The 26,121-nt window shown below is 72.7% G+C and carries 26 protein-coding genes; 7 read left to right on the plus strand and 19 right to left on the minus strand.

The window, feature by feature from the left end:
* Positions 1 to 16 precede the first annotated feature (16 nt).
* The gene (locus AC3ANM_RS02985; RefSeq protein ID WP_488286657.1) at positions 17 to 781 is read left to right on the plus strand and encodes an SDR family oxidoreductase; all 765 of its coding nucleotides are present in this window, start codon (positions 17 to 19) and stop codon (positions 779 to 781) included.
* Positions 782 to 852: 71 nt separating this feature from the next.
* On the opposite strand, the gene AC3ANM_RS02990 is transcribed toward AC3ANM_RS02985, so the two are convergent.
* From AC3ANM_RS02990 to AC3ANM_RS03005, 4 genes are all read right to left on the minus strand, one after another.
* Complete coding sequence (locus AC3ANM_RS02990; protein ID WP_488286658.1) at positions 853 to 1,365, minus strand: hypothetical protein; 513 nt, start codon at positions 1,363 to 1,365, stop codon at positions 853 to 855.
* A 98-nt stretch (positions 1,366 to 1,463) separates the two neighbouring features.
* Positions 1,464 to 3,335, minus strand: coding sequence for an ABC transporter ATP-binding protein (locus AC3ANM_RS02995; RefSeq protein ID WP_488286659.1), 1,872 nt, complete (start codon positions 3,333 to 3,335; stop codon positions 1,464 to 1,466).
* Positions 3,336 to 3,421: 86 nt separating this feature from the next.
* The gene (locus tag AC3ANM_RS03000) at positions 3,422 to 4,222 is read right to left on the minus strand and encodes an enoyl-CoA hydratase/isomerase family protein (protein WP_488286660.1); all 801 of its coding nucleotides are present in this window, start codon (positions 4,220 to 4,222) and stop codon (positions 3,422 to 3,424) included.
* Between the two features lie 19 nt (positions 4,223 to 4,241).
* Positions 4,242 to 5,840, minus strand: coding sequence for an ABC-F family ATP-binding cassette domain-containing protein (locus AC3ANM_RS03005; protein WP_488286661.1), 1,599 nt, complete (start codon positions 5,838 to 5,840; stop codon positions 4,242 to 4,244).
* A gap of 155 nt (positions 5,841 to 5,995) precedes the next feature.
* Between AC3ANM_RS03005 and ypfJ the strand changes: the two genes are divergently transcribed.
* A complete protein-coding gene (gene ypfJ / locus AC3ANM_RS03010) occupies positions 5,996 to 6,922 on the plus strand; it encodes a KPN_02809 family neutral zinc metallopeptidase (protein WP_488286662.1) in 927 nt (308 codons plus the stop codon).
* Between the two features lie 151 nt (positions 6,923 to 7,073).
* Positions 7,074 to 8,993, plus strand: coding sequence for a S53 family peptidase (locus AC3ANM_RS03015; protein ID WP_488286663.1), 1,920 nt, complete (start codon positions 7,074 to 7,076; stop codon positions 8,991 to 8,993).
* A gap of 155 nt (positions 8,994 to 9,148) precedes the next feature.
* Here AC3ANM_RS03015 and AC3ANM_RS03020 read toward each other — a convergent pair whose 3' ends face one another.
* Positions 9,149 to 9,790 carry an HAD family hydrolase gene (locus AC3ANM_RS03020; RefSeq protein WP_488286664.1) on the minus strand — a complete coding sequence of 214 codons (642 nt, stop codon included), beginning with the start codon at positions 9,788 to 9,790 and terminating at the stop codon, positions 9,149 to 9,151.
* A 201-nt stretch (positions 9,791 to 9,991) separates the two neighbouring features.
* Between AC3ANM_RS03020 and AC3ANM_RS03025 the strand changes: the two genes are divergently transcribed.
* Entirely contained in the window at positions 9,992 to 11,182 is a 1,191-nt protein-coding gene (locus AC3ANM_RS03025) for an MFS transporter (RefSeq protein ID WP_488286665.1), read from the plus strand.
* Positions 11,183 to 11,275: 93 nt separating this feature from the next.
* Complete coding sequence (locus AC3ANM_RS03030; RefSeq protein ID WP_488286666.1) at positions 11,276 to 11,542, plus strand: hypothetical protein; 267 nt, start codon at positions 11,276 to 11,278, stop codon at positions 11,540 to 11,542.
* Positions 11,543 to 11,590: 48 nt separating this feature from the next.
* Here the strand turns inward: AC3ANM_RS03030 and AC3ANM_RS03035 are convergent, their stop codons facing one another.
* From AC3ANM_RS03035 to AC3ANM_RS03090, 12 genes are all read right to left on the minus strand, one after another.
* Positions 11,591 to 12,640, minus strand: coding sequence for a S66 family peptidase (locus AC3ANM_RS03035; RefSeq protein ID WP_488286667.1), 1,050 nt, complete (start codon positions 12,638 to 12,640; stop codon positions 11,591 to 11,593).
* 142 nt (positions 12,641 to 12,782) lie between these two features.
* Positions 12,783 to 13,730, minus strand: a complete 948-nt coding sequence (locus tag AC3ANM_RS03040; RefSeq protein WP_488286668.1) for a metallophosphoesterase family protein — start codon at positions 13,728 to 13,730, stop codon at positions 12,783 to 12,785.
* Between the two features lie 244 nt (positions 13,731 to 13,974).
* Positions 13,975 to 14,550, minus strand: a complete 576-nt coding sequence (locus tag AC3ANM_RS03045; RefSeq protein WP_488286669.1) for a TIGR03086 family metal-binding protein — start codon at positions 14,548 to 14,550, stop codon at positions 13,975 to 13,977.
* 24 nt (positions 14,551 to 14,574) lie between these two features.
* On the minus strand, positions 14,575 to 15,219 hold the full coding sequence (locus AC3ANM_RS03050; protein ID WP_488286670.1) for an acVLRF1 family peptidyl-tRNA hydrolase: 645 nt from the start codon (positions 15,217 to 15,219) through the stop codon (positions 14,575 to 14,577).
* The gene (locus AC3ANM_RS03055; RefSeq protein WP_331110486.1) at positions 15,216 to 15,548 is read right to left on the minus strand and encodes a metal-sulfur cluster assembly factor; all 333 of its coding nucleotides are present in this window, start codon (positions 15,546 to 15,548) and stop codon (positions 15,216 to 15,218) included. The genes AC3ANM_RS03050 and AC3ANM_RS03055 overlap by 4 nt, the downstream gene beginning before the upstream one ends.
* The gene (gene sufU / locus AC3ANM_RS03060; protein ID WP_488286671.1) at positions 15,545 to 16,045 is read right to left on the minus strand and encodes a Fe-S cluster assembly sulfur transfer protein SufU; all 501 of its coding nucleotides are present in this window, start codon (positions 16,043 to 16,045) and stop codon (positions 15,545 to 15,547) included. The genes AC3ANM_RS03055 and sufU overlap by 4 nt, the downstream gene beginning before the upstream one ends.
* Positions 16,045 to 17,358, minus strand: coding sequence for a cysteine desulfurase (locus AC3ANM_RS03065; protein ID WP_488286672.1), 1,314 nt, complete (start codon positions 17,356 to 17,358; stop codon positions 16,045 to 16,047). Before AC3ANM_RS03065 ends, sufU begins: the two co-directional genes overlap by 1 nt.
* A gap of 11 nt (positions 17,359 to 17,369) precedes the next feature.
* Positions 17,370 to 18,128 (minus strand): Fe-S cluster assembly ATPase SufC, encoded by a 759-nt coding sequence (gene sufC, locus AC3ANM_RS03070; RefSeq protein WP_488286673.1) that lies wholly within the window; start codon positions 18,126 to 18,128, stop codon positions 17,370 to 17,372.
* 6 nt (positions 18,129 to 18,134) lie between these two features.
* Positions 18,135 to 18,461, minus strand: coding sequence for a non-heme iron oxygenase ferredoxin subunit (locus AC3ANM_RS03075; RefSeq protein WP_488287901.1), 327 nt, complete (start codon positions 18,459 to 18,461; stop codon positions 18,135 to 18,137).
* A 17-nt stretch (positions 18,462 to 18,478) separates the two neighbouring features.
* A complete protein-coding gene (gene sufD, locus AC3ANM_RS03080; RefSeq protein ID WP_488286674.1) occupies positions 18,479 to 19,669 on the minus strand; it encodes a Fe-S cluster assembly protein SufD in 1,191 nt (396 codons plus the stop codon).
* Positions 19,669 to 21,090, minus strand: coding sequence for a Fe-S cluster assembly protein SufB (gene sufB, locus AC3ANM_RS03085; protein ID WP_488286675.1), 1,422 nt, complete (start codon positions 21,088 to 21,090; stop codon positions 19,669 to 19,671). The genes sufD and sufB overlap by 1 nt, the downstream gene beginning before the upstream one ends.
* Positions 21,087 to 21,839: a helix-turn-helix transcriptional regulator gene (locus AC3ANM_RS03090; RefSeq protein ID WP_488287902.1), complete on the minus strand. Its 753-nt coding sequence runs from the start codon at positions 21,837 to 21,839 to the stop codon at positions 21,087 to 21,089. The genes sufB and AC3ANM_RS03090 overlap by 4 nt, the downstream gene beginning before the upstream one ends.
* 116 nt (positions 21,840 to 21,955) lie before the next feature.
* Here AC3ANM_RS03090 and AC3ANM_RS03095 point away from each other — a divergent pair, with 116 nt between their 5' ends.
* Entirely contained in the window at positions 21,956 to 22,666 is a 711-nt protein-coding gene (locus AC3ANM_RS03095) for an ABC transporter ATP-binding protein (RefSeq protein ID WP_488286676.1), read from the plus strand.
* The gene (locus AC3ANM_RS03100; RefSeq protein WP_488286677.1) at positions 22,663 to 23,409 is read left to right on the plus strand and encodes an ABC transporter permease; all 747 of its coding nucleotides are present in this window, start codon (positions 22,663 to 22,665) and stop codon (positions 23,407 to 23,409) included. Before AC3ANM_RS03095 ends, AC3ANM_RS03100 begins: the two co-directional genes overlap by 4 nt.
* 191 nt (positions 23,410 to 23,600) lie before the next feature.
* On the opposite strand, the gene AC3ANM_RS03105 is transcribed toward AC3ANM_RS03100, so the two are convergent.
* Together AC3ANM_RS03105 and AC3ANM_RS03110 are read right to left on the minus strand one after the other, a co-directional pair.
* Positions 23,601 to 24,518 carry a DUF1996 domain-containing protein gene (locus AC3ANM_RS03105; protein ID WP_488286678.1) on the minus strand — a complete coding sequence of 306 codons (918 nt, stop codon included), beginning with the start codon at positions 24,516 to 24,518 and terminating at the stop codon, positions 23,601 to 23,603.
* Between the two features lie 503 nt (positions 24,519 to 25,021).
* Positions 25,022 to 25,921 carry a DUF1996 domain-containing protein gene (locus AC3ANM_RS03110; RefSeq protein WP_488286679.1) on the minus strand — a complete coding sequence of 300 codons (900 nt, stop codon included), beginning with the start codon at positions 25,919 to 25,921 and terminating at the stop codon, positions 25,022 to 25,024.
* Positions 25,922 to 26,121 lie beyond the last annotated feature (200 nt).

A 26,121-nucleotide genomic window follows, 5' to 3' on the forward strand; every position in this document is an offset into this window, starting at 1 on the left:
CGGGCACGATGACCGCATGGACCTGGGGCTGAGGGATCGCGTGTTCGTCGTCAGCGGCGGGTCGCGCGGGTTGGGCTACGCCAGCGCCGAGGCGCTTGTGGGTGAGGGGGCTCGCGTGGTGCTCTGCGCCCGCGACGCCGCCCGGGTGACCGAGGCGGCGACGGCGCTCGGCGGGGGTGAGCACGCGATCGGCGTCTCCGGCGACCTCGCGGCGCCCGCGACCGCCGACGCGCTGGTGGCCACCGCGATGGCGCGCTGGGGGCGCCTCGACGGCGCGGTCCTCAGCGTCGGCGGCCCCCCGCACGGCGCGGTCGAGGACATCGGCGACGAGGTGTGGCGCACGACCTTCGAGGCGGTCTTCCTCGGGCCGCTGCGCCTGGCCCGGGCCACCCTGGCCACGAGCACCCAGGAAGGGGTCAGCATCACCTTCGTGCTGTCCACGTCGGTGCGCAGCCCGCTGCCGGGCCTGGCGCTGTCCAACGGGCTCCGCCCGGGCGTGGCCATGGCCGCCAAGACCCTGGCCGACGAGGTCGGCCCTCGCGGCGCCCGGGTCAACGCCGTCCTGCCCGGGCGGATCGACACCGACCGGGTGCGTGAGCTGGACGAGGCGACCGGCCGGCCGCAGGGCACCCGGCGCGAGCGGGAGCAGGCCATCCCGCTGCGCCGCTACGGCCGGCCCGAGGAGGTCGGCCGGGTGGTGGCCTTCGTCGCCTCCCCCGCCGCCTCCTACATGACCGGCTCGATGGTCACCGTGGACGGCGGGTCCACCCGGGCGATCTGACCGGCTCGGGGCTGCGGCGAGGTCGACGGAGCCGACCCGTCAGCACCCGGGGGACGTCCCCTACGTCGACCTCAGCGGGCCGGAGCGGCCGAGCCGGCCAGGTTGAGCACGCCGAGGTCGACGGGCACCGCCTTGGCGAAGTCGAGGACCTCGTCGCCGAGCACCGAGCCGTCGACCACGAGGGCGATGTTGATGGCCAGGTCACGCATGTCCGGAGCGAGCTGCTCCCCCACGAAGCGTGAGCAGATGACGAGGGCGTGGCAGACCAGCCGCGGCCCGTCGGGGCCGCCCGCCCGGGCCTCCGCGGGGACACGCGCCGGGTCCAGGCCCGCGGGCAGGGGGACGGCCACCGGCTCGTCCAGCAGCATCAGGGCGTAGTCGGGCCGGTCCGGTCCCGGGATGACGCGCAGCAGCTCACCGCGCAGCGGCAGGTGGTCGGACAGACCGGCGCACAGCCCGTCGAGCGCAGTGACCGCGACCAGGGGACCGCGGCGCCGCCCTCCGGCAGGGTCGGGGGTCGGGCCCTGGCCGCTCGCCGGGGACTGCTCGGACGGGGTACGGGCGCTGCGTCGGAACCATGCCATGCCCGCAGACCCTAGTCGGCGCGCGACGGTGAACCCGCTCACGGGCAGAGGCCCCGACGGCCGGATCAGCCGACGGCCGGGCCGGGCAGGCGCCGGCCTCAGGCGACGCTGCCCTGCTCGGCGAACTGGGTGGTGTAGAGGTCGCTGTAGAGCCCGCCCTTGGCCAGCAGCTCCAGGTGGGTGCCACGCTCGACGATGCGCCCGGCCTCGACCACGAGGATCTGGTCGGCGCCTCGCACCGTGGACAGGCGGTGGGCGATGACCAGGGCGGTGCGCCCGTGCAGGGCCGTGTCGAGGGCGCGCTGCACGGCCACCTCGGACTCGCTGTCGAGGTGGGCGGTGGCCTCGTCGAGGACGACCAGCCCGGGGCTCTTCAGCAGCAGCCGCGCGATGGCCAGGCGCTGCTTCTCGCCGCCGGAGAGCCGGTGGCCGCGGTCGCCGACGACGGTCTCGAGGCCCTCGGGCAGCTGGGAGACCAGCTCCCACACCTGGGCGGCCCGCAGCGCCTCCACCATCTCGGCCTCGGTGGCCGAGGGCCGGGCGTAGGCGAGGTTGGCGCGGATGGTGTCGTGGAACAGGTGCGCCTCCTGGGTCACCACGCCGACGACGTCGTGCACCGACTCCAGGCTGGCGTCGCGCAGGTCGACGCCGTCGATCCGCACGGTGCCACTGGTCGGGTCGTAGAGCCGGGCGACCAGCGAGGTGATCGTGGTCTTGCCGGCGCCACTGGGGCCGACCAGCGCCACGAGCTCACCGGGGGCCGCGTGGAAGCTCACGTCCTTGAGCACCGTCTCCCCGCCGCGGCGGTCGCCGGAGGCCACCTGCTCCAGCGAGGCCAGGGAGATCTGGTCGGCCGAGGGGTAGCCGAACGCCACGTGGTCGAAGTCCACCGCGACCGGGCGGCGCTCCAGCGCGACCGGCTCCGGCTTCTCCTTGACCAGCGGCTCGAGGTCGAGCACCTCGAAGACCCGCTCGAAGGAGACCAGCGCGGTCATCACGTCGACGCGCACGTTGGACAGCGCGGTCAGCGGGCCGTAGAGCCGTCCCAGCAGCGCGGCCAGCGCCAGCAGGGTGCCGACGGTGAGCCCGCCGTTGACGGCCATCACGCCGCCGACGCCGTAGACCATCGCCGTCGCGAGGGACGCGACCAGGGTCAGCCCGACGAAGAACACGGCGCGGTTGAGCGAGATCCGCACGCCGATGTCGCGCACCTGCCCGGCCCGCTCGGCGAACTGCTCGTCCTCGGTGTGCGGCCGGCCGAACAGCTTGACCAGCAGCGCCCCGGCGACGTTGAACCGCTCGGTCATGCGGGTGCCGAGCTCGGCGTTGAGGCCCATCTGCTCGTGGGCCAGGCCGGCCAGCTTCTTGCCCATCATCCGGGCCGGGACGAGGAAGAACGGCAGCAGCGCGAGCGAGAGCAGCGTGAGCAGCCAGGAGCGGGTGGCCATGGCGATGACGATGAAGACCAGCGAGACGGCGTTGCTCACGACACCGGACAGGGTGGAGGTGAACGCCTGCTGGGCCCCGATGACGTCGTTGTTGAGCCGGCTGACCAGCGCGCCGGTCTGGGCCCGGGTGAAGAAGGCGATCGGCTGGCGCAGCACGTGGCTGAAGACCTCGGTGCGCAGGTCGTAGATGAGACCCTCACCGATCCGGGAGGAGTACCACCGCTCGACCAGGCCCAGCAGGGCGTCGACCACCGCCAGCGCCGCCACCACCAGCGCCAGGCCGACGACCACCGCCGAGTTCTTGGGGATGACGCCCTTGTCGACGATCTGCCCCATCAGCAGCGGCGTGGCCACGACGAGCGCGGCGTCGATGACGACGAGGACCAGGAACACGGCGATCGCCCGCTTGTAGGGCCGGGCGTAGCCGAGCACCCGCTTGCCCGTGCCCGGGGCCAGCTTGCGCTGGGCCACCGAGGAGTCGCGGGTCAGCGACCGCATCATCATCCAGCCCGACATCGACATGTGCTCTCCGCTCTGCAGGCGCCCTCCCGCAACCCGCGGGACCACGTGCGTCCATCATCCTCGTCGGGTCCGACAACGCTGGCGGGTCAGCCCTGCTTCCCGCTCCCCCGCACCATCGCCGTGAGCAGGCGCGCCTGCGCCTCCCGCTCGGTGCGCTGCTGCACCGCCGGTATGCCGTCCACGGCGGCTCCCAGGAGCGGCTTCAGCTCGCGGACGGCCGCGTCGGGCGCCGCGAGGACCGCCTCGGCCAGGTCGCGCGCCGCGGCGTCGAGCTCGGAGCCGGGGACGGCAACCTGGGCGAGGCCGACTCGGACGGCCTCCTCGGCATGCACGAACCGGCCGGTGGCACAGATCTCGAGGGCCCTCGCGTAGCCGACCAGGCGCACGAGGGGCGAGGTGCCGGCGAGGTCCGGCACCAGGCCCAGGCTGGTCTCGCGCATGGCGAGCTGCACGTCCTCGGTGACGACCCGCAGGTCGCAGGCGAGCGCGAGCTGGAAGCCGGCCCCGATCGCGTGCCCCTGCACCGCGGCGATGGTCAGGGCGGGGACCTCCGACCAGATGGCGAAGCCGCGCTGGAACCCGGCGATCGCCTCGGCGAGCGGCTCCTCACCCTGCGCGGCGAGGGCGAGCACGTTGACCTCGCCGGGGGCGCCCTGGGGGGTGAGCATCGCGCGGTCGAGCCCGGCGGAGAACGAGGCGCCCTCCGCCCGGATGATGACGACGCGCACCGCCGGGTCGAGGGTCTGCCCGACCTCCGCGAGCGCGGCCCAGAGGCTGGGCGTCTGGGCGTTGCGGCGCTCGGGGTTGTCGAGGGTGAGGGTCAGCAGCGCGCCCTCGCGCTCGACGCGGAGGTGCGGGTGGGGCCGGGAGGTCGCGGTGGTGGTCACCCCCGCGACCCTAGGGGACTCAGGCGAGGGCGATCAGGTCGCGGTAGTCGGCGTTCCAGTGGTCTTCGACACCATCGGGCAGCAGCAGCACGCGCTCGGGCTCCAGCGCCTCGACGGCCCCCTCGTCGTGGCTGACGAGGACGACCGCGCCCTTGTAGGTCTTGAGGGCGCCGAGGATCTCCTCGCGGGAGGCCGGATCGAGGTTGTTGGTGGGCTCGTCGAGCAGCAGCACGTTGGCCGAGGAGACCACGAGCATCGCCAGGGAGAGGCGGGTCTTCTCGCCACCGGAGAGCACCCCGGCCGGTTTGTTGACGTCGTCGCCGCTGAACAGGAACGAGCCCAGCACCTTGCGGGTCTCGGTCTCGTTGAGGTCCGGCGCGGAGGACTTCATGTTCTCCAGGACGGTCCGGTCGACGTCGAGGTTCTCGTGCTCCTGGGCGTAGTAGCCGAGCTTGAGCCCGTGGCCGGGCTCGACGTCGCCGGTGTCGGGGGTGTCGATGCCGGACAGGATCCGCAGCAGGGTCGTCTTGCCGGCGCCGTTGAGGCCGAGGACGACGACGCGCGAGCCGCGGTCGATGGCCAGGTCGACGTCGGTGAAGATCTCCAGCGAGCCGTAGGACCGGGACAGCCCGGACGCCCGCAGCGGGGTCTTGCCGCAGGGCGAGGGGTCGGGGAAGCGCAGCTTGGCCACCTTGTCGGCGACCCGCTCGCCCTCGATGCCGGCGAGCAGCCGCTCGGCCCGCTTGGCCATGTTCTGCGCCGCGGTCGCCTTGGTGGCCTTGGCCCGCATCTTGTCGGCCTGGGCGAGCAGCGTGCTGGCCTTCTTCTCGGCGTTGAGCCGCTCCCGCTTGCGCCGGCGCTCGTCGGTCTCGCGCTGCTGCAGGTAGGCCTTCCAGCCCACGTTGTAGAGGTCGAGCTCGGCCCGGTTGGCGTCGAGGTGGAACACCCTGTTGACCACGGTGTCGAGCATCTCCACGTCGTGGCTGATGATGATCAGCCCGCCCTTGTAGGCCTTGAGGTAGTCGCGCAGCCAGATGATCGAGTCGGCGTCGAGGTGGTTGGTCGGCTCGTCCAGGAGCAGCGTCTGCGCCCCGGAGAACAGGATCCGCGACAGCTCCACGCGGCGGCGCTGGCCACCGGAGAGCGTCTGCAGCGGCTGGCCGAGGATCCGCTCGTCGAGCCCGAGCGCCGAGGCGATCGCCGCGGCCTCGGACTCCGCGGCGTAGCCACCACGGGTCGTGAACTCCTCCTCGAGCCGGGCGTAGCGGGCCATCGCCTTGTCGCGGGTCTCGTCGTCGGCGCTGGCCATCGAGCCCTCGGTCGCGCGCAGGTCGCGGATGATCCGGTCGAGGCCGCGCGCGGAGAGGATCCGGTCGCGGGCGATGACGTGCAGGTCGCCGGTGCGCGGGTCCTGGGGCAGGTAGCCGACCTCGCCGGAGGTGGTCACCGAGCCGGCGGCCGGCGCTCCCGCCCCGGCGAGGACCTTGGTCAGCGTCGTCTTGCCGGCGCCGTTGCGGCCCACGAGCCCGACCCGGTCTCCCGCGGCGATGCGGAAGGTCCCGTCGGCGAGCAGGAGCCGTGAGCCGGCGCGCAGCTCGATCCCGGTGGCGGCGATCACGGCAGGCTCCTGGAGGTCGTGCGGATGAGGGGGGTGGCGGCCGCGGTATGCCGTGTGCCCGCCCATGGCAGGCGGCGGAGGGTCCGGGCCGGCTGGTTAGTCTACGTGGACGCGACCCCGGGCTTCGACGCCCTTTCCGGCCGGAGGCGATCCCCATGAGCTTCAACGACGACGCCGGCCTGGACACCAGCCAGGTCGAGAGCGGTGGCGGCGGAGGCTTCCCCGGCGGCGGCATGGTGATCGGCGGTGGCGCGGGCGGCCTGATCCTGCTGGTCCTCGCGCTGGTCTTCGGCGGCAACGTCCTCGGCGGCGGTCAGGGCGGCACCGGCGTCGGCGGACAGGACGCCGGCACCTCCGGGGGCACCAGCCAGAGCGAGATCGCCCAGCGCTGCCGGACCGGGGCAGACGCCAACCGTGACGTCCAGTGCCGGGTCGTCGGCACCGTCAACAGCGTCCAGGCCTACTGGGCCACCGCGCTGCCGAGGTTCTTCGGCACCACCTACACCCCGGCGACCACCCGGCTCTACTCCGGCGCCGTGCCGTCGGCCTGTGGCACCGCGTCCAACCAGGTCGGGCCGTTCTACTGCCCGCGCGACGGCAAGGCCTACGTCGACGCCAGCTTCTTCGCCGAGCTCACCTCGCGGTTCGGGGCCGACAGCGGCGCCCTGGCCCAGGAGTACGTCGTCGCCCACGAGTACGGCCACCACGTCCAGGACCTGCTCGGCGTCCTCGACGCCGCACAGCAGGACCCGCAGGGCGCCGAGAGCGGCTCGGTGCGCATCGAGCTGATGGCCGACTGCTTCGCCGGTGCGTGGGCGCACGACGCCAGCACCACCCGCGACGCCAACGGCCGGACCCTGCTGAAGCCGTTGACGCAGAACGACATCCGGTCCGCCCTCTCCGCGGCCTCGGCCGTCGGCGACGACCGGATCCAGCAGAAGGCCCAGGGCCGCGTGACCCCCGAGTCGTGGACCCACGGCTCCAGCGCCGAGCGCCAGCAGTGGTTCCTCACGGGGTACCGGTCGGGCGATCCACGCCAATGCGACACCTTGCACGCAACCAGCCTCAACCAGGCAGGTTGACGAAGAATTTACTGCGCTCGACGGTTGTCAGAACCGCCTGCACGCGCTCCACTGACTGACGTCCTGTTCCGAGCCGGACACCCACGGGTGAACCCGACTCCAGCCAAGGGGAGTTCACGTGCAGCGGATGAACCGTTCCTGCCTTGCCCTGGTGGCCGCGACCGCACTGGTCGCGGCCTCTTCCGTCTCAGCCTTCGCCGCACCCGGCGGGTCGGGGCGGACCACCCTGAACGACAGCGTCGCGCCCTGGGCCACCTCCGCCCACCGGGTCGGCGCCTCCAGCACCACCACCACCGTCGACTTCCGGGTCTACCTCGGCCTGCGGGGTGACGCGGCGACGTTCGCCCAGTCGGTGTCCACCCCGGGCAGCCCCGACTACGGCCACTTCCTCAGCAGCGCCGAGTTCCGCAGCCGGTACTCCCCCACCCAGAGCGACGTCAACGCGGTCAGCACCTGGCTCAAGGGGCAGGGCTTCAAGGTCGGGCACGTGCCGGCCAACCGCCACTACGTGGAGGCCGTCGGCACGGTCGGCCAGGCCGCCTCGGCGTTCGGGACGACATTCGACAACTACTCCTTCGACGGGGCGACGCTGCGGGCCAACGCGACCGCGCTGAGCCTGCCCTCGAGCCTGCCGGCCGTGCAGGCCGTCGTGGGCCTGGACGAGTCCTCCGCGCTGACCGCCCCGCAGACGTCCCCGTCGGCGCCGCCACCGGACGTGTTCGTCAACGGCCGGCCCTGCTCGGACTGGTGGGGCCAGAAGACGGTGCAGAACACCCCGACCCCGGACGGCACGACGCTGCCCTCCACCCCGTCCGCCTTCGCCCCGTGCGGGTATGCCGGTGCGCAGCTCCAGGGCGCCTACGGCATGTCCTCGGCGATCGGCTCGGGCAACGACGGCAGCGGCGTGACGGTGGCGGTGATCGACGCCTACGCGTCGCCGACCATCGTGCAGGACGTCCAGGAGTACTCCTCCCGGCACGGCCTGCCCTCGATCTCGGGTCACTTCACCCAGGTCGTGGCCCCCGGCACGTTCACCCGGCCGCAGAACCCCCGGCAGGACCCGCAGGGCTGGAGCGGTGAGGAGACCCTCGACATCGAGGCCGTGCACACCATGGCCCCGGGCGCGGACATCGTCTACGTCGGCTCGCCGAACAACTACCAGGACATGGACGCGGCGCTGAACCACGTCGTCGACAGCCACCTGGCCGACATCGTGACGAACTCCTACGGCTTCTCCTCCGAGGCCCTCCCGCGCGGCTACATCAAGCCGATGAACGACACGCTCATCCAGGCCGCAGCCACCGGCATCAGCATGTTCTTCTCCTCCGGTGACAACGGCGACGAGACCGACGGTGTCGCCGGTGCCACCCCGACGCCGGACTGGCCCGCCTCCAGCCCGTGGGTGACCGCGGTCGGTGGCACCTCGCTCGGGGTCTCGCAGTCCAACGGCCGGGTCTTCGAGCTCGGCTGGGAGACCGGCAAGAGCACGCTCTCCGGTGGCGCCTGGACCACGCCGAAGTACCTGTACGGCAGCGGTGGTGGGACGAGCCGCCTGTTCAGCCAGCCGGCATACCAGGCTGGTGTCGTGCCCTCGGCGCTCTCGCAGCGCTACGGCGGCGCGGCGATGCGCGTCGTGCCCGACGTGTCCGCGGTCGGCGACCCCACGACGGGCATGCTCGTCGGGCAGACCCAGCGGTTCCCCGACGGCCACGACGCGTACTCGGAGTACCGCATCGGCGGCACGAGCCTGTCCTCGCCGCTCTACGCGGGCATGTTCGCCCTCGTGGTGCAGAAGGCCGGCCACGCCTTCGGCCTGGCCAACCCCGCCCTGTATGCCGCGCGGTCGGCCTCGCTGGACATCACCAAGGCCGACCTGGGCAGCTACCCGGGCGCGGTGCGGGTGGACTACGTCAACGGCGTGGACGCGTCGAACGGCTACGTCTACTCGGCCCGCTGGTTCGACCGTGACGACAACCTCACGATCCACGTGCGGCCCGGCTACGACGACGTGACCGGAATCGGCTCGCCGACCGGCGACGCCTGGCTCACCTCGGTGGCAGCCCACGGCTGACCCACCTCCGGGGTGGCGGCCCTGACCGGGTCGCCACCTCGGGATCAGTGACCGGAGGGGCCGGGGTGTCTTCACCCCGGCCCCTGCGCCTGTCCACCCCTGCTGTCAGCCGCCGTCACCGCGGCGTGTGGTCGCCCGGGGTGGGCCGGCGGCGTTCAGTCCTGGCGGGTCGCGAGGTGGCCGCCGAGCCACCCCGGGAACGCGTGCAGGTCGGGCAGGGTGACGTCGGCCCCGACGGCACTGAGGGCATGGGCGTCGTGGGAACCGGTGGCGACCCCGACCGCGAGGGCCCGGGCGCCGGCGGCGGCAGCCATGTCGCCGGGGTGGTCCCCGACGTAGACACGAGCCCCCTGCTCGAGCAGCGCGGAGGACTTGTCCTCGGCGAACAGCTCGCCGTAGGTCGCGTCGACGAGGTCGGTCAGCCCGGCCTCGGCCAGGGCGGTGTGCACGGCGGGGACGTACTTCGCCGAGACGACGACGGTGCGGCCGCCGAGCCGGCGAACCGCCTGCAGCGCGGCCGCGGCCCCGGGCATCGGCTCGGTGGGCGGGGACGCGGGGTCGTCGTAGTACCGCCGGTAGCGGGTGACCAGCGCGTCGGCGTCCACGGCGGGGGCAACAGCGGCGACGGTGTGCGTCAACGGGATGCCCATGTGCGGCTCGAGGTCCTCGCGGGTCACGTCGACGCCGACGTCGCGCAGCGCGTGGATGTAGGCGCGCAGGATCCGCTCCCGGGAGTCGACCAGGGTCAGGTCCAGGTCGAAGCCGACGACGAGAGGCGATGCAGCGGTGGAAGGCACGCCCGCCATTGCACCATCCCGCCCGTCAGGTCCACGACGGTGACACCTCCACACCCAGGGCGTGTGCTGTTCGTCGACCTCGGCGGGGGTCGTGCCGCGAGCTCGACGGGTCGCCGGAGTCGCCCGACCCCGACACTCAATCGGGCTCGCATCGTGGGACGCGAGTCTCGTGTGGCGGACCGCCGGGCTAGCGTCGCGAGCGTGGACCGTCCTGCTGCCTCCAGCCGGCGATGGCTCATGCTGGGCCTGGGCACGGCGGCCCAGACGGTCGCCTCGACCCTGCTGTTCGGCCTGCCGTTCCTGCTGCCCGCCCTGCTGCGCGAGGGGCAGCTGAGCCTGCCCCAGGCCGGGGCGCTGGTCGCCGCCCCCAGCCTCGGCCTCGTCCTCACCCTGATCCTGTGGGGCGCCTTCGCCGATCGGCATGGCGAGCGGCTGGCCCTGTGGACCGGCCTGGGCCTGACCGGGCTGCTCGGCCTGGCCGCAGCCCCGCTGGACGCGGCCTGGGCACGCGGGCTCGTCCTCGTCCTCGTGGGCGCCGCGGGCGCCTCGGTCAACGCCGCCAGTGGCCGGCTCGTCATGGGCTGGTTCGGCGCCCACCAGCGCGGCCTGGCGATGGGCATCCGGCAGATGGGCCAGCCGCTCGGGGTCGCCGTGGCCGCCCTGGCCCTGCCGCCCCTGGCCCGCGCCGGCGGGATCGCGCTGGCCCTCGCGGTGCCGGCGGGCCTGTGCGTGGTGGTGGCCGGTCTGCTCCTCGCCCTCGCCGCCGACCCACCCCGGTCGTCGCAGGCTGCGGGCGCCGACCCCGTCCGGCCGCGCTCGCCCTACCGCGGGTCGACCGCCCTGGCACGGGTGCACCTGGCCAGCTCCCTGCTCGTCGTACCCCAGTTCGCGACCGCCACGTTCTCCGCCGAGTTCCTTGTCTCCCAACGGAACTGGGACACCGCCGAGGCAGGGCGGGTGCTCGCGGTCGTCGCGCTCGGCGGCGCCCTGGGACGCCTGGCCGTCGGCCGCTGGTCCGACCGCGTGGGCAGCCGCCTGCGGCCGATGCGCCAGGTGGCCCTGCTCTCCGCGCTGGCCATGGCGCTGGTCGCCGTCGCCGTCGCTGCCGGCTCGCCCTTGGTGCTCGCCGCCCTGGCCGCCGCCTCGGTGGTCTCGGTCACCGACAACGGGTTGGGCTTCACCGCGACCGCCGAGCTCGCGGGCACGGCGTGGTCCGGCCGGGCCCTCGGCACCCAGAACACCGCCCAGAACGTGGCCGCCTTCCTCACCGGCCCGCTGGTCGGGGCCCTGGCGGCCGGCCGCGGCTACGGCCTGGCCTTCGCGGCGTGCGTGGCGTTCCCGCTCCTCGGCGCCGTTGTCACGCCGGTGCGGGCCGAACGTCGGCCGGCGTGATTACCCGCTTGCGCTCGTGGGTACTGTTCGGGGGTTAGCCCCGGCCTGTCGGCAACCCCGCCCCCAGGTCTCTCCCTGAAGGTCCGGTGCCACATGTTCAGCTCCCCCCAGACGCCTGCCGCCGCAGCATTGCCTGCGGTCGACGTGACGATGGTCCCGCTCTCCGCCCGGGCCAAGGTCCTGGGGATGTCTCCCGGCGCCCTCGCCCGACAGGCCCGTCGCGGCCAGATCGAGGGAGCCCAGCTGATCGGCTCGCGCTGGTACGTCCCCGACCCCTCCCCGGCCGCGCTCTCCGTGGCCGACGAGCTGCCGACCGACCCCGACATCGCCATGCCCCCTCCGGGAGAGCTCTCGCTCTGACGCGCCTGGCCGCCCCGCGCTGCCGCGACGGCAGCGCTCCGGTCGACGTCAGTAGGTCACGAGCACCCGGCGCTCCACGCCGTCGACCACCGTCTCCCCGCCGTACGGCAGCACCAGCTGGGGGTCGGTGTGACCGAACTCGAGGCCGAACACGCTCGGCACGCCGGGGTTGTACTCCTCCAGCGCCCGCAGGACCGCCTCGCGCTGGGCGGCGGTGTAAGCCGCCCGCGCCGCGAGGTCGAGCGGCTGCTCGAACGACCAGGCCTTGGGCGCGGCGACGAGCACGCCGACGAACTCCTGCAGCATCCCCCGCTCCCCCATGCCCATGAGCACGCGGTAGACGTAGTCCGCCGAGGGCATCTCCTCGGAGGTCTCCAGCAGCAGCACGCACCCCCGGTATGCCGCAGGGTCCAGCAGGTGCCGGCCCGAGCGCAGGTGCATGTCCAGGATCTCCAGGCAGCCACCCCAGGAGGGACCGACGACCCGCCGCGCGTCACCGTGCCAGGACCAGCCGGGGGCCGGGCGCATGGCCGGTGCCGGCGTCGTCTCGTCCTGCTCCTCCCACCGGCCGGTCTCGTCCTGGAACTCCTGCGCCGGGAGCAGCTCGACCGGCTGGCGCTCGAACAGCGCGGTGCGCAGGGACTCCAGCGTCACCGGGTGCATGGCCCCGGGCCGGCCGAGGTGCACCAGCGTGGAGCCGCCGTGGTAGCCCACGATCCCCAGGTTCCACAGGTAGATCAGCAGGTTCGTGTTGTCGCTGTAGCCGAAGAACGGCTTGGGGTCGGCCCGGATGACGTCCGGGTCGAGGTGGGCCAGGACCTTGATCTGGTCCGAGCCCCCGATGGTGGCCATGACGGCGCGGATCTGCGGGTCGGCGAACGCGGCGTTGAGGTCGGCCGCCCGCTGCGCCGGCGTCGCGCCGAGCATGCGGGTGGTGGGGTACTCCACCGGCTCGACCCCGAGCTCGCGCAGCCGCCGCAGGCCGAGCTCGTGCACGTGCGGCGCGACCGCCGGACCGGCCCACGACGGGGACACGATGGCGACCTTCTCCCCCGGGTGCACGTGGTGGGTGTGGGACAGCACGGAACGCAGGGCCATGCCCGGGATCCTTGCACGACACCGTGTTCCGGGGCTCCGCCTTCCGCGGACCCCGGGGACGTCCGACCCGGTGGCCGTCAGCTCGGTGGCAGTCGGCTCGGTGGCAGTCGGCTCGGTGGCAGTCGGCTCAGCGGCAGTCGGCTCAGTGGCAGTCGGTCGACCCGCTGTCGGTGAACGTCTTGCCGGCCTCGGGCACGAACTGCCAGTCGTAGCTGGTGCTGTGCAGCGTCAGCTGCAGCACGCCATACGTGGTGTTGTTCGAGACCTGGACGTTGGGCAGCGGCGTCTTGAGCGCGCTGTGGCTGCGCCCGCCGGTCCCGACGATGAACTCCCGCACCCCGCGGGTCGGCTCGCTGGCGTTGGTCATGCCCTGCGGGGCGTAGCGCTCGTAGATGTGGGCGTGCCCGACCAGCAGCACGTCGACGTGGGCGTCGTAGAGCGCCTGCACCATCGGCTTGAAGGCCTTGGCGACCTTGCCGTTGCCCCAGTACGGCTCGTGCCAGTACGCGAGCGTGCAGGCCGCCGGGTGGGCGGCCAGGTCGGCCTTGAGCCAGGTCACCATCGGGGAGGTGGCCGTGCACCCGCCCACCCCGGGCTCGCTGCACTCGGAGTTGAGCGCGACCAGGTGCCAGGCGCCGAGGTCGTAGCTGTACCAGCCCTTGCAGGCCGAGGTGCACGAGGGGTCGTCGGGGCTGGCCAGCGCGCCGAAGTAGGTGAAGTAGCCCGAGGCCCCGGGCACCGTGCAGCTGGAACCCTCGTACTCGTGGTTGCCGACCGCGGGGTGGGTCCTGGCCAGGTAGGCCCCCCAGCTCTTGTCGTACACCTGCTGGTAGTTGCTCAGCGTCCCGCACTCGTACTGGTTGTCCCCCAGCGGCAGCACCGCGTCGGCGCCGCCGAGCAGGTCGGCGGTGGCCTGCTGGTGACACGTGCTGGACTTCGGGGTCCCCGGCGGCGGGCAGGCGATGTCGCCGGCCGCGGCGATGACCGGGTCGCCGGCGGCCTGGGTGCTGGCGGCGGGCAGGGCCAGCGTGAGGGGCAGGGCGGCGGCCAGTACGGCCAGGACCGCGAGCAGTCTGCGACGAGTGGACATGGGCGGACACTCCCTGGCGCGACCCCGGTCACCGCGAAGCCCGGGGTGGGGACTACGTCGGAGTACTCATGGTCGGCACCGTCGTCCTACGTCGGACCATCCGAAGGGACGGCCGGACCGGTCCCCGAGGTGGTCCCAACGGCGTATGCCGTCCCGCTGGGTGACCGGAGTTCCACGTGCGGGGTCGCACCCAGGGTCACCCCGCGACCCCACCCCGCCACGCAGCCATGCAGCTGCGGGGGCGTCAGGACGGGTCGCGGCCGGAGAGCGCGAGCAGCCGGTCCTGGGCGTCGGCCGAGACAGTGTCGACCGGGGCGCCGAAGAAGCCGCTGGCGGCGAGCTCGCCGCGCTGCGGTTCCAGGAAGGACAGGACCGTCGCCACGGCCTCCTCGTCGAGCCGCTCGTCCAGGCCGGCGCCGCGGGCGAGGTCCCAGCAGTGCACGGTCAGGTCGACCATCATCTGCGAGGCGTAGAGCCCGGCCGGCACCAGGCCGAAGGACAGGTGCACGGGGACGTCGTCGGAGGCCAGGGCGGTCCAGGCCCGCACCGACGCCTGCGCGGCCGCCTCCCACGCGGCGAGCGGGTCGGCGCCGAGGTTGTCGCCGTCGTAGCGGTCCCCGACCTGCTCCAGGGTCTCCCCCCGCAGCAGGTGCGGCACCCACCGGTGCTCGCCGGTCATGTGGTTGACGACGTCCCGCACGCTCCACTCCGAGCACGGCGTCGGGTCGTTCCACCGGTCCGCGGCGATCGCGCGCACCGTGCGGGTGAAGCGCTCGACGGCGGCGGGGATCTGCTCGCGGGCGGTGCGGTTGGTGGCCATGCCCATGGCTACCACGGCGACGGCTCAGGCGCGCGCGTTCAACGCGACCCGCACCGCCCGCCCCCGGCGCAGGGCCTGCTCCAGCACCGCGTGCCGCGGGTCGGGCAGGTCCCACAGCTCACGCCCGGGCAGCGCGCCCAGCGTCGCCAGGCGGGGGTCGGCCAGCACGTCGCGGACCAGCGAGCGGTCGCCGCCGACGACGAGGGCGGCGGGTGCCCCGGGCAGCACCAGCCGGACGACGTGGTCGGCCACGGCTGCGGCCAGCGCGTCGGCCTGGTTGCCCCGGCGACGGGCGTAGCGCTGCTGGGACCACCCTCCGGCGGCCGTGCGCGACTGCACGTAGCGGGTGCCCGCCTTGTGCGCGACCAGCCGCTCCCCCTCGGCCAGCCCCACGGCATACCCGCCCCGGCGCACCAGGACGAGGGCGAGCGGCTGAGGCGGCTCGGCCCACGCGGTGAGCGCGTCCGGGTCACCGACGCGGCCGGGGCCGGGGGCCGGCCACGGCTCCAGCACCGCCTGCGCGCCGTCGGGGGCGTCCAGGGTCAGCGACCCCGCGCCCACGGTCCAGGTCGGGTCGCCGTGGCGCTGCCCGAAACCGGCCACCCAACGCGCGATGCGCGCCGGATCGACCTCGATCCGGCGCGCATCGGGCGACGACTGGCTGCTCACACGTTGAAGCCGAGTGCCCGCAGCTGCTCGCGGCCGTCGTCGGTGATCTTGTCCGGGCCCCACGGCGGCATCCAGACCCAGTTGATCCGGTGCGAGGCGACCAGGCCCTCGAGGGCCTGCGCGGTCTGGTCCTCGATGACGTCGGTCAGCGGGCACGCCGCGCTGGTGAGCGTCATGTCGATCACGGCGTGGCTCTGGCCGTCGACGGTGATGCCGTAGATGAGGCCGAGGTCGACGACGTTGATGCCGAGCTCGGGGTCCACGACGTCGCGCAGCGCCTCCTCGACGTCGGCGACGTTGGCCGGTGTGCTGGTGGTCGTGTCGGTCATGACGGCTCCCTTGCTGAGCTCGTGGTGTGCTCCGGCGCCGTGGACGCCGCAGCCGAGATGTCGATGCCTGCCTGTGCCAACGCATCGGTGAACGCGGTCCATCCCAGCAGCGCACACTTCACACGGGCAGGGTATTTCGCTACGCCGGCGAAGGCCACGCCGTCGCCGATCCGCTCCTCGTCACCGGGGTCGCTGCCCTTGCTGGTCAGCATCGCCCGCATGGACGCGAACGTCGCCAGGGCCTCCCCGACCGGGCGGCCGATGACCTCGTCGGTGAGCACCGAGGTGGAGGCGGTGGAGATGGAGCAGCCGAGCGCGTCGTAGGACACGTCGCGCACGACGGCGTCCTCGCCCGCGCCCTCGACGTGGACCCGCAGGGTCACCTCGTCGCCGCAGGTGGGGTTGATGTGGTGGACCTGGGCCCCGAACGGCTCGCGCAGGCCCGCGTGGTGCGGGCGCTTGGAGTGCTCGAGGATGATCTCCTGGTAGAGGTCCATCAGGCCTCCAGCCCGAAGACGGCCGGCACGCGGTCGAGCGCTGCGAGCAGCGCGTCGACCTCCTCCGGGGTGTTGTATGCCGCGAAGCTCGCCCGGGCGGATGCGGTCACGCGGAACCGGCGGTGCAGCGGCCACGCGCAGTGGTGCCCGACCCGCACGGCCACCCCGGCGTCGTCGAGCACCTGCCCGACGTCGTGGGCGTGGACGCCGTCGACCTCGAAGGCGACCGCCCCGGAGCGGTCGGTGCCGTCGGCCGGGCCGAGGACCCGCACCCACGGGCGCTGCGCCAGACCGGCCAGCAGCGCCTCGGTGAGGGCGTGCTCGTGGGCGGCGACACGCTGCATCCCGAGCTTGGTCAGGTAGTCACAGGCGGCGGCGAGCCCGACGGCCTGGGCGGCCATCGGGACCCCGGCCTCGAACCGCTGCGGCGGGGCCGCGTAGGTCGAGCCCTCCATCCGGACCAGCTCGATCATCGAGCCGCCGGTGAGGAACGGGGGCATCGCCGCGAGCAGGTCGTAGCGCCCCCAGAGCACGCCGATGCCCATCGGGCCGAGCATCTTGTGGCCGCTGAACGCGACGAAGTCGACGCCGAGGTCGGCCACGTCCACGGCCAGGTGGGGCACCGACTGGCAGGCGTCGAGCACGGTGAGCGCCCCGACCGCCCGGGCCCGCTCGACCAGCGTGGCCACCGGGTTGACCGTGCCGAGGACGTTGGAGACGTGCGTGAACGCCAGCACCTTGGTGCGCTCGGTGACCACCGTGTCGAGGTCGGCCAGGTCGAGCCGGCCCTCGTCGGTGACGCCGAGCCAGCGCAGCGTGGCGCCGGTGCGGCGAGCCAGCTCCTGCCACGGCACGAGGTTGGCGTGGTGCTCCATCTCGGTGACGACGATCTCGTCGCCGGGGCCGAGGGCGAAGCGGGCCGCCACCGCCGGGTCGGCGCCGTCCATGGCACCGGGCGCGGCGGCGTTGCTGAACGCGTAGGCGACCAGGTTGATCGCCTCGGTGGCGTTCTTGGTGAACACCACCTCGCGCGAAGGCGCGCCGATGAACGCGGCGACGGTCTCGCGCGCGGACTCGAAGGCGTCGGTGGCCTCCTCGGCGAGCTGGTGCGCGCCACGGTGCACCGCGGAGTTGTGCTGCTCGTAGAACGAGCGCTCGGCGTCCAGGACGGCCGACGGCTTGTGCGACGTCGCCCCGGAGTCGAGGTAGACCAGCGGCCGGTCGTCACGCACGTGGCGCGACAGGATCGGGAAGTCGGCGCGGATCGCGGCGAGCTCCTCGCTGGTGAACCCCTCCGGGGCGACGTCGGTCATCGTGGGCAGCCTCAGGCCCTGGCCGCCACGAAGCGGTCGTAGCCCTCGTCCTCGAGGCGGTCGGCCAGCTCGGGGCCGCCCTGCTCGACGATCTTGCCGTCGACGAAGACGTGGACGAAGTCGGGCTTGATGTAGCGCAGGATCCGCGTGTAGTGCGTGATCAGCAGGACGCCCACGTCACCGGTCGAGCGGACGCGGTTGACGCCCTCGGAGACGATCTTCAGCGCGTCGACGTCGAGGCCGGAGTCGGTCTCGTCGAGGATCGCGAACTTGGGCTTGAGCAGCTCCATCTGGAGGATCTCGTGGCGCTTCTTCTCGCCGCCGGAGAAGCCCTCGTTGACGTTGCGCTCGGCGAACGCCGGGTCCATGCGCAGGTCGGACATGGCGTTCTTGACGTCCTTGACCCAGTGCCGCAGCGCCGGCGCCTGGCCGTCGATGGCGGTCTTGGCGGTGCGCAGGAAGTTGGACACGGTGACGCCGGGGACCTCGACGGGGTACTGCATCGCCAGGAACATCCCGGCGCGGGCGCGCTCGTCGACGCTCATCGCGAGGACGTCCTCGCCGTCGAGGGTCACCGTGCCGCCGGTGATCGTGTACTTCGGGTGGCCGGCGATGCTGTAGGCCAGCGTCGACTTGCCCGAGCCGTTGGGACCCATGATCGCGTGCGTCTCGCCCGACTTCACGGTCAGCGTGACGCCGCGCAGGATCTCCTTGACGCCGTTCTCGGTGTCGACCGTGACCTGCAGGTCCTTGATCTCCAGGGTTGCCATGGGTTCTCAGTTCTCCTTCGTCACGGAGACGAACACGTCGCCGCCGTCGATCTTCACGGGGTAGACAGCAATGGGGGTGATGGCCGGCAGCCCGGTCGGCTTGCCGGTGCGCAGGTCGAACCGCGAGCCGTGCAGCCAGCACTCGATGGTGCAGTCCTCGACCTCGCCCTCCGAGAGCGAGACGTTGGCGTGGCTGCAGGTGTCGTCGATGGCATGGATGTCGCCGGCGCTGTCGCGCACGATCGACACCAGCGTGCCGTCGATGTCCGCGGCGACCGCGCCCACCTCGGGCAGGTCGTCCACCGAGCAGACCCGCACGAACTCACCGGTCATCTCGTCGGTCACCTCGCTCACGCGGGGACCTCCAGCGTGGCCTGCCCCATCGACGTCGACAGCTCGGCGTCGATCGCGGCCATCAGGTGCTCCTGCACCTCCGGGACGCCGATGCGCTGCACGATGTCGGCGAAGAAGCCACGCACGACGAGGCGGCGGGCCTGGTCCTCGGGGATGCCCCGGGCCTGGAGGTAGAACAGCTGCTCGTCGTCGAAGCGGCCGGTCGCCGAGGCGTGGCCGGCGCCGACGATCTCGCCGGTCTCGATCTCGAGGTTGGGCACGGAGTCCGCCCGCGCGCCGTCGGTGAGGACGAGGTTGCGGTTGAGCTCGTAGGTGTCGGTGCCCTCGGCCGCCGCGCGGATGAGCACGTCACCGATCCAGACGGTGTGGGCGCTCTCGCCCTGGAGGGCGCCCTTGTACTCGACGTTGCTCTTGCAGTGCGGCGCCTCGTGGTCGACGAAGAGGCGGTGCTCCTGGTGCTGGTGGGCGTCGGCGAAGTAGACGCCGAGGCACTCGGCGGAGCCGCCCGGGCCGGCGTAGCGCACGTTGGTCGACACGCGCACGACCTCGCCGCCGAGGGTCACGGCGATGTGCTTGAGCGTGGCGTCCCGCCCGACGAGGGCGTCGTTCTGCGCGATGTGGATCGCGTCGTCGTCCCACTCCTGCACGGTGACGAACGTCAGCTCGGCGCCGTCGCCCACGCGGATCTCGACGTTGCCGAGGTGCTGCGCGGAGCCGGTGTGGCTGAGCACGACGGTGGCGCGGCTGTGCCGGCCGGCGTCGATGACGGTGTGGCCGTTGCCGCGCTTGCGGGCGTCGCCCTTGAGACGCACGACCACGGGCTCGGCGAGCTCGGCCTCCTTGGGGATGCCGACGTACATCGCCGAGGCGGTACCGGCCCAGGCGGACGCGGCGGCGCGGTCGGCGGGCACGAACGCCGTGCCGACGCGCTCGTCGGTCAGCGGCAGGTCGAGCAGCTCGACGCCCTCGGGCGCCTGCGTCTCGACCAGCACCGCGCCGTCCTCGCTCGGCTCGACCAGCATCAGGTCGGCCAGCCGGTCGACGGGGGTGAAGCGCCACTCCTCCTCACGGCCGTTGGGCACCGCGAAGGCGTTGACGTCGAACGACGTGAGCCGCTCGGCGCGCGACTGGTCCGGCACGAACGCCGCGGCCGAGTCGGTGTGGGGCTGGGGGGTCACGACCGTCATCAGCCGACGGCTCCTTCCATCTGCAGCTCGATCAGGCGGTTCAGCTCGAGGGCGTACTCCATGGGCAGCTCGCGCGCGATGGGCTCGATGAACCCGCGCACGATCATGGCCATGGCCTCCTCCTCGGTGAGGCCGCGCGACATCAGGTAGAACAGCTGGTCGTCGCCGATCTTGGACACGGTCGCCTCGTGGCCCATCTGCACGTCGTCCTCGCGGACGTCGACGTACGGGTAGGTGTCGGAGCGGCTGATCGTGTCCACGAGCAGCGCGTCGCAGCGGACGGTGGACTTGCTGTGGTGCGCGCCCTCCATGACCTGGACCAGGCCGCGGTACGACGTGCGGCCGCCCCCGCGTGCCACGGACTTGGACACGATCGAGGAGCTGGTGTGCGGCGCGGCGTGGACCATCTTGGCGCCGGCGTCCTGGTGCTGACCCTCGCCGGCGAAGGCGATGGACAGGGTCTCGCCCTTGGCGTGCTCGCCGAGCAGGAAGACGGCGGGGTACTTCATCGTCACCTTGGAGCCGATGTTGCCGTCGACCCACTCCATCGTGGCGCCCTCGGCGCAGGTCGCGCGCTTGGTGACGAGGTTGTAGACGTTGTTCGACCAGTTCTGGATGGTCGTGTAGCGCACGCGGGCGTTCTTCTTCACGACGATCTCGACGACGGCCGAGTGCAGCGAGTCCGACTTGTAGATCGGCGCGGTGCAGCCCTCGACGTAGTGCACGTAGGAGCCCTCGTCGGCGATGATCAGCGTCCGCTCGAACTGGCCCATGTTCTCGGTGTTGATCCGGAAGTAGGCCTGCAGCGGGATGTCCACGTGGACGCCCGGCGGGACGTAGATGAAGGAGCCACCAGACCACACGGCGGTGTTGAGCGCGGCGAACTTGTTGTCACCGGCGGGGATCACCGACGCGAAGTACTCGCGGAAGAGGTCCTCGTGCTCGCGCAGGCCGGTGTCGGTGTCGACGAAGATGACGCCCTTCTCCTCCAGGTCCTCGCGGATCTGGTGGTAGACGACCTCCGACTCGTACTGCGCGGCGACGCCGGCGATGAGGCGCTGCTTCTCCGCCTCGGGGATGCCGAGCTTGTCGTAGGTGTTCTTGATGTCCTCGGGCAGCTCGTCCCAGGAGGTGGCCTGCTTCTCGGTCGACTTCACGAAGTACTTGATGTTCTGGAAGTCGATGCCGGTCAGGTCCGAGCCCCAGTTGGGCATGGGCTTCTTGTCGAAGAGCCGCAGCGACTTCTCGCGCAGCTTGAGCATCCACTCGGGCTCGTTCTTGCGCCCGGAGATGTCGCGCACGACCTCCTCGTTCAGTCCGCGGCGCGCGCTCGCCCCCGCGGTGTCCGAGTCGGCCCAGCCGTACTCGTAGCGGCCGAGGTCCTTCAGACCCGGGTTGAGCTCTTCAATGTGGGTGCTCATCGAGAGGCCCTTTCATCAGAGGTGGGCGGTGTCCGGCCCGCAGGCCCGGACGTGGCGGCTAGCGGGATGAACGTGGTGCAGACGTGCTCGCCGTGGGCCAGGGTGGCCAGGCGCTGCACGTGGACGCCGAGCAGGCGCGAGAACGCGTCGGTCTCGGCGTCGCAGAAGGCGGGGAACTCGGCCGCGACGTGCTGGACCGGGCAGTGTCCCTGGCAGAGCTGGACGCCGGCCAGGGGGCTGCCCTGTCCGACCGGCCGGGCCGACGCAGCGTAGCCGTCGGCGGTCAGGGCGCTCGCCAGGGCCTCGGCGCGGGCGGTGCGGTCCTCGCCGGCCGCGGCGAGCTGCGCGGCATACCGCTGCTCGACGGCGGCGATGCGCTCGCGCGCGAAGTCGGCCACCGCCTCCTCCCCCGCACGACCGGCGAGGAAGCGCAGGGCCGAGGTGGCGACGTCGTCGTAGCCGGCCTCGAGCGCGTGGTGACCGGCCTCGGAGAGCACGTATGCGCGGGCCGGACGGCCGCGCCCCCGCGTGCGTCCGGAGGTAGCCGGCTCCCGCTCCTCGACCATCCCCTGCTCGGCGAGGGCGTCGAGGTGTCGACGGACCGCGGCGGGGGTGAGGCCGAGCTGCTCGGCGAGCGCGGCGGCGGTGACAGGGCCGTGCTCGGAGATCGCCGTGCGGACCCGGTCGCGCGTGCGCGCCTCGAGGCCGTGGGGCGGGGTCGTCCCACAGGCCTGGTCGTCACGGGCGATAAACACAACATGATTGTGACGTAATTCGGCCCCAGATTCCTAGTCAGGCTCCCCTAACCTGCCCCCGTCACGGGGGTGACTCCGCTCACGTGGGCCCGCGACCTACACTCGCCACCGTGACCGAAGCCGTGACCGTCCGCGACCTGGTCCGGCAGTTCGGACCCACCCGCGCCGTCGACGGCATGACCTGGAGCGCCGCCGCCGGGCAGGTGACCGCGGTCCTCGGGCCCAACGGCGCCGGCAAGACGACGACCATCGAGTGCGCCGAGGGCCTGCAGCGTCCGGACGCCGGCGAGGTCCGCGTGCTGGGCGCTGACCCCTGGGCGGCCGACGCCGGCCACCGCTCGCGCGTGGGGGTCATGCTGCAGGACGGCGGCCTGCCCAACGGCAGCCGGCCGGTGCGCCTGCTGCGCCATCTCGCGGCCCTCTACGCCGACCCGGCCGACCTCGACGCGCTGGTGCAGCGCCTCGGCATCGACGCGTTCAGCGGCACCACGGTGCGCCGGCTCTCCGGCGGCCAGCGCCAGCGGGTTGCCCTGGCCGCCGCGCTCGTCGGCCGCCCCGAGGTCGTCTTCCTCGACGAGCCCACGGCCGGCCTGGACCCCCACGCCCGCCTGGACGTCTGGGACCTCATCCGCGAGACGTGCGACAGCGGCTGCGCCGTCGTCGTCACCACCCACTCCTTCGAGGAGGCCGAGCGCCTTGCCGACCACGTCGTCATCGTCGACCGCGGCCGCGCCGTCGCCGAGGGCTCGGTCGCCGCGGTGACCGGGGAGCGCAGCCTCGAGGACGTCTACTTCGAGCTGACCCGGGAGCGGTCCCGATGAGCGCCCCCGCCCTGCCCCGCGCCCGCGTGCTGGCCCAGGCCCGGTTCGAGGCCGGCACCCTGCTGCGCAACGGGGAGCAGCTCCTCGTCGCCGTGATCCTGCCCGCCCTCGCCCTCGTCGGCCTCGCGATGGCCCACACGCCCTCGCTCGGCGCCGGCCGGCGCATCGACGTGGCGGTGCCGGGGGTCCTCGCCCTGGCCGTGATCTCCACCGCCTTCACCGGGCAGGCGATCCAGACCGGGTTCGACCGGCGCTACGGCGTGCTGCGCCTGCTGGGCGTCACCCCGCTCGGCCGGGGCGGGCTGCTGGTCGCCAAGGCGCTGGCGGTGCTCGTCCTCGAGCTGCTGCAGTTCGTGGTCATCGGCGGCCTCGGCCTGGCCCTGGGCTGGCACCCGAGCTGGGTGGGGCTGCTGCCGGCCCTGCTGGTGTCGCTGCTCGGCACGTGGGCCTTCGTGGCCCTGGCGCTGCTGCTGGCCGGCACGGTGCGCGCGGAGGGCGTGCTCGCCGTGGCCAACCTCGTCTGGGTCGTCCTGCTCGCCCTCGGCGGCGTCATCATCCCCCGCACCGAGCAGCCGGCCGGGTTCTCCCACGTCGCCGCCGCCCTGCCCTCCAGCGCCCTGGCCGACGGCCTGAGGGACGCGTTCCTGCACGGGCAGCTGGCCGGCATACCGGTGCTGGTGCTGGTGCTCTGGGGGGCCGGAGCGACCGTCCTGGCCGCGCGCACCTTCCGCTGGGGCGACTAGCCCGCACCGCACGGCCCCGTCGACGCGATGGACCCCCGGGTCCCGCAGGTCTCTCCTCCTGCGGGACCCGGGGGTCCTCGGACTTCGCGGGCCGTCCGGTCCGGCGCGCCCCCCTGGGCACGCGCCGGACCAGTCAGGCCCCTGTCTGGTCGCCGGGCCGCGTGGCCGCGCGGCCCGGCGCGCTCATCGGGTCAGCCGCACTCGGCGGCGGTGGGGGTGCCGGTGCCGCTGATGCAGTTCTTGACCATGGACGCCATGCCGGCGGTGTCCCACGCGTTGAAGAAGTCGGCGTGCAGGGACTGGCCGTCACTGGTGCCGTGCTCGGCGTCGGAGGACAGCTCGAGGTCGTTGCCCTTGCCCGTGTAGGGGTAGGAGATGGTCTCGCGCAGCGCGACGACCTTGATCGGGAAGCCCGAGGGGCACCCGCTGCTGGTGCGGTAGGCGAAGTTCTTGTTGTCGGTGGTGTCGCCGACCTGGTTCGCCGGGTGGTTGGGCTTGACGCCGTTCCAGCAGGACGGGAAGTCGATGTGGGCGGTCAGCGTCGAGCCGGGCTTGCCCGTGGCGCCGGTGCAGTCCGGGATGCCGGCCGACGGCGGGACCTTCATGTACTGCCCGCAGGTCCAGTCGTGCTTCTCGGCGACGAGGCGGGTGTCGGGCGGCAGCGGCTGGCCGTCACCGAACTCCTTGAAGTCCCAGCTGCGGTAGTAGGCGGTGAACGCCTGCGGCGTCAGCGCCTTCTTGGTGGCGGTGTACTGCAGGACGGGCACCCAGTAGCCGGCCGTGTCCTTGGGGTTCTCGCAGTTCGTGGCCTTGCCCTGGAGGTCGGACAGGTTCGCCGCGTTGGGGTTGGGCAGCGACAACCACGCGTTGTTGCCGAAGAACTGGTGGTTGTGGCCGACCGGGGACTGCTCGTCGTGGTGGACGATCGGGTCGAACCGGCCGGTGCCAGTGGTCTGCTTGCACTTGATCTTGGCCATCGCCTGGGCGGGAGCGGAGTGCATCGCCAGGGAGGTGACCACCAGCGCGAGCGTGCTGGCGAGGATCATCGCGACGATCTTCAGCCGCCGGGCGGGTAGCGCCACGGCGGCGTGACGGGGCGATGTTGGCATGTCAGGGGACTCCTCACAGGGGGGACAGGAGAGCGGCGGTGAACCGCGGTCCCCGAGAGTGCCCAAATCGTGACCATAGGTCCAGACCTGCGCAGGTCATCCCTGCTTTTCCGTTTCGGGACGTAGGTCCCGGGAGGCGACCCGACGCCGCCGGTCACCCCACGCAGACGGACAGCGCCCCAGACCACCCGTCGCCCACCCGGAACCACAGCCGTCACAGCCGATGCCACCGCTTCACCCGGATGGCCCCGAACGGACCCGATCGGGCAGGACCACGCATGTCCGCCCGGGTCGGCCGGGGGTCGTTCGGGAGCCCTTCCACGCCGCTCGAGGTTGCGCATCCACCATCCCGCATCGTGACACCGGACCGACTCACGATGTGAGACGTGCGGCATCCGGAGCGGTGAGACTCCCCACGGTCACCCAGGGCAGCGGTGGTCAGCCTCGACGACCGCCCTGCCGGCCGCCGCCGCGACCCCTCACCCGCGGCTCGCCACTCGACGTCAGCCGCACTGGGCCTTCGTCCGGGTCCCGGTCCCGGAGACGCAGTTGAGGACCATGGACTGCAGGCCGGCCTGGTTCCAGGTGTTCCAGAAGTCGGCGTGCATCGACATCCCGTCGGTCATGCCCATCGAGGGGTCGCTGGAGAGCCCCACGTCGTTGCCGTAGCCGTGGTAGGCGTACTGGATCGTCTCCCGCAGCTGGACCACCTTGTAGGGGAAGCCAGCCGGGCAGGTCTTGCCGACCGGGTAGGCGTAGTTGCGGTTGTCCCGGGTGTCCCCCACCTGGGTCGAGGGGTGGTAGGGCCGCACGCCGTTCCAGCAGGACGGGAAGTCGATGTGTGCCGTGAGCGTGTGCCCGGGAGTGCCGTTGGCCCGGTGGCAGTCCGGGATGTACGGCACGGGCGCCTGCCGCTCGAACTGCCCGCACGTCCAGTCGTGGACCGTGGCCACGAGGCGCGTGTCCGCCGGGAACGCCGCGCCCGGGCCCCAGTTGCTGCCGTCGTAGGCGCGGTAGTACGCCGTGAACGCCTGGACCGGGATGAGCGCACCCGTGGCCGTGAAGCGCAGGGCCGGCGACCAGTAGCCCGCCGTGTCGCTGAGGTTGGCGCAGTTGGTCGTCTTCCCCACGAGGTTGGCGTAGTTCGCCGAGTTGGGGTTGGCCAGCGAGAGCCACTCGTTGTTGCCGAAGAACTGGTGCACGTGCGCCACCCCGACCGGCTGGTCGTGGTGGACGATCGGGTCGATCGCCCCGGTGCCGGTGGTCTGCTTGCAGGAGATCTTGGCCATCGCCTCGGCCGGGCCTGCCGCCAGCACCACCAGGGCGGCCGCCAGCGGCAGGATCAGCGCCGCCAGGGCCGCGAGGACGCGACGGCGGGCCGGGGTCCGGTGAGGTGCTCGCATGACAGGTGCCCTTCGCAGCGGTGTCCGGTGACGCAGCCCCACCGTCCCCGACTCCCGCCCGCGACGGGTCGTGCACGACGCCGAGCACCCCTCACCCTTGCAGCGCACCCGCGTCCCGGCCGCCTGCGCCATGGGCATGAGGAGGCGCTGTGAGAGGGTTCGTGGCGTTCCTCACCCGTAACCCGAACAGGCAGCTCGAA

This window comes from Oryzihumus sp. JJN4-3R, from assembly GCF_057747915.1.

Bases quoted from the DNA above. Each gene is read 5' to 3' on its own strand.
- ypfJ (WP_488286662.1), top strand. From the start codon at position 5,996: ATGAGCTTCAACGACGACGCCGGCCTGGACACCAGCCAGGTCGAGAGC.
- AC3ANM_RS03055 (WP_331110486.1), bottom strand. From the start codon at position 15,548: ATGACCGACACGACCACCAGCACACCGGCCAACGTCGCCGACGTCGAG.
- AC3ANM_RS03030 (WP_488286666.1), top strand. From the start codon at position 11,276: ATGTTCAGCTCCCCCCAGACGCCTGCCGCCGCAGCATTGCCTGCGGTC.
- AC3ANM_RS02995 (WP_488286659.1), bottom strand. From the start codon at position 3,335: ATGTCGATGTCGGGCTGGATGATGATGCGGTCGCTGACCCGCGACTCC.
- AC3ANM_RS03110 (WP_488286679.1), bottom strand. From the start codon at position 25,921: ATGCGAGCACCTCACCGGACCCCGGCCCGCCGTCGCGTCCTCGCGGCC.
- AC3ANM_RS03045 (WP_488286669.1), bottom strand. From the start codon at position 14,550: ATGGCCACCAACCGCACCGCCCGCGAGCAGATCCCCGCCGCCGTCGAG.
- AC3ANM_RS03105 (WP_488286678.1), bottom strand. From the start codon at position 24,518: ATGCCAACATCGCCCCGTCACGCCGCCGTGGCGCTACCCGCCCGGCGG.
- AC3ANM_RS03075 (WP_488287901.1), bottom strand. From the start codon at position 18,461: ATGACCGGTGAGTTCGTGCGGGTCTGCTCGGTGGACGACCTGCCCGAG.
- AC3ANM_RS02985 (WP_488286657.1), top strand. From the start codon at position 17: ATGGACCTGGGGCTGAGGGATCGCGTGTTCGTCGTCAGCGGCGGGTCG.
- sufB (WP_488286675.1), bottom strand. From the start codon at position 21,090: ATGAGCACCCACATTGAAGAGCTCAACCCGGGTCTGAAGGACCTCGGC.
- sufU (WP_488286671.1), bottom strand. From the start codon at position 16,045: ATGGACCTCTACCAGGAGATCATCCTCGAGCACTCCAAGCGCCCGCAC.
- AC3ANM_RS03035 (WP_488286667.1), bottom strand. From the start codon at position 12,640: ATGGCCCTGCGTTCCGTGCTGTCCCACACCCACCACGTGCACCCGGGG.
- AC3ANM_RS03065 (WP_488286672.1), bottom strand. From the start codon at position 17,358: ATGACCGACGTCGCCCCGGAGGGGTTCACCAGCGAGGAGCTCGCCGCG.
- AC3ANM_RS02990 (WP_488286658.1), bottom strand. From the start codon at position 1,365: ATGGCATGGTTCCGACGCAGCGCCCGTACCCCGTCCGAGCAGTCCCCG.
- AC3ANM_RS03100 (WP_488286677.1), top strand. From the start codon at position 22,663: ATGAGCGCCCCCGCCCTGCCCCGCGCCCGCGTGCTGGCCCAGGCCCGG.
- sufD (WP_488286674.1), bottom strand. From the start codon at position 19,669: ATGACGGTCGTGACCCCCCAGCCCCACACCGACTCGGCCGCGGCGTTC.
- AC3ANM_RS03040 (WP_488286668.1), bottom strand. From the start codon at position 13,730: ATGTCCACTCGTCGCAGACTGCTCGCGGTCCTGGCCGTACTGGCCGCC.
- sufC (WP_488286673.1), bottom strand. From the start codon at position 18,128: ATGGCAACCCTGGAGATCAAGGACCTGCAGGTCACGGTCGACACCGAG.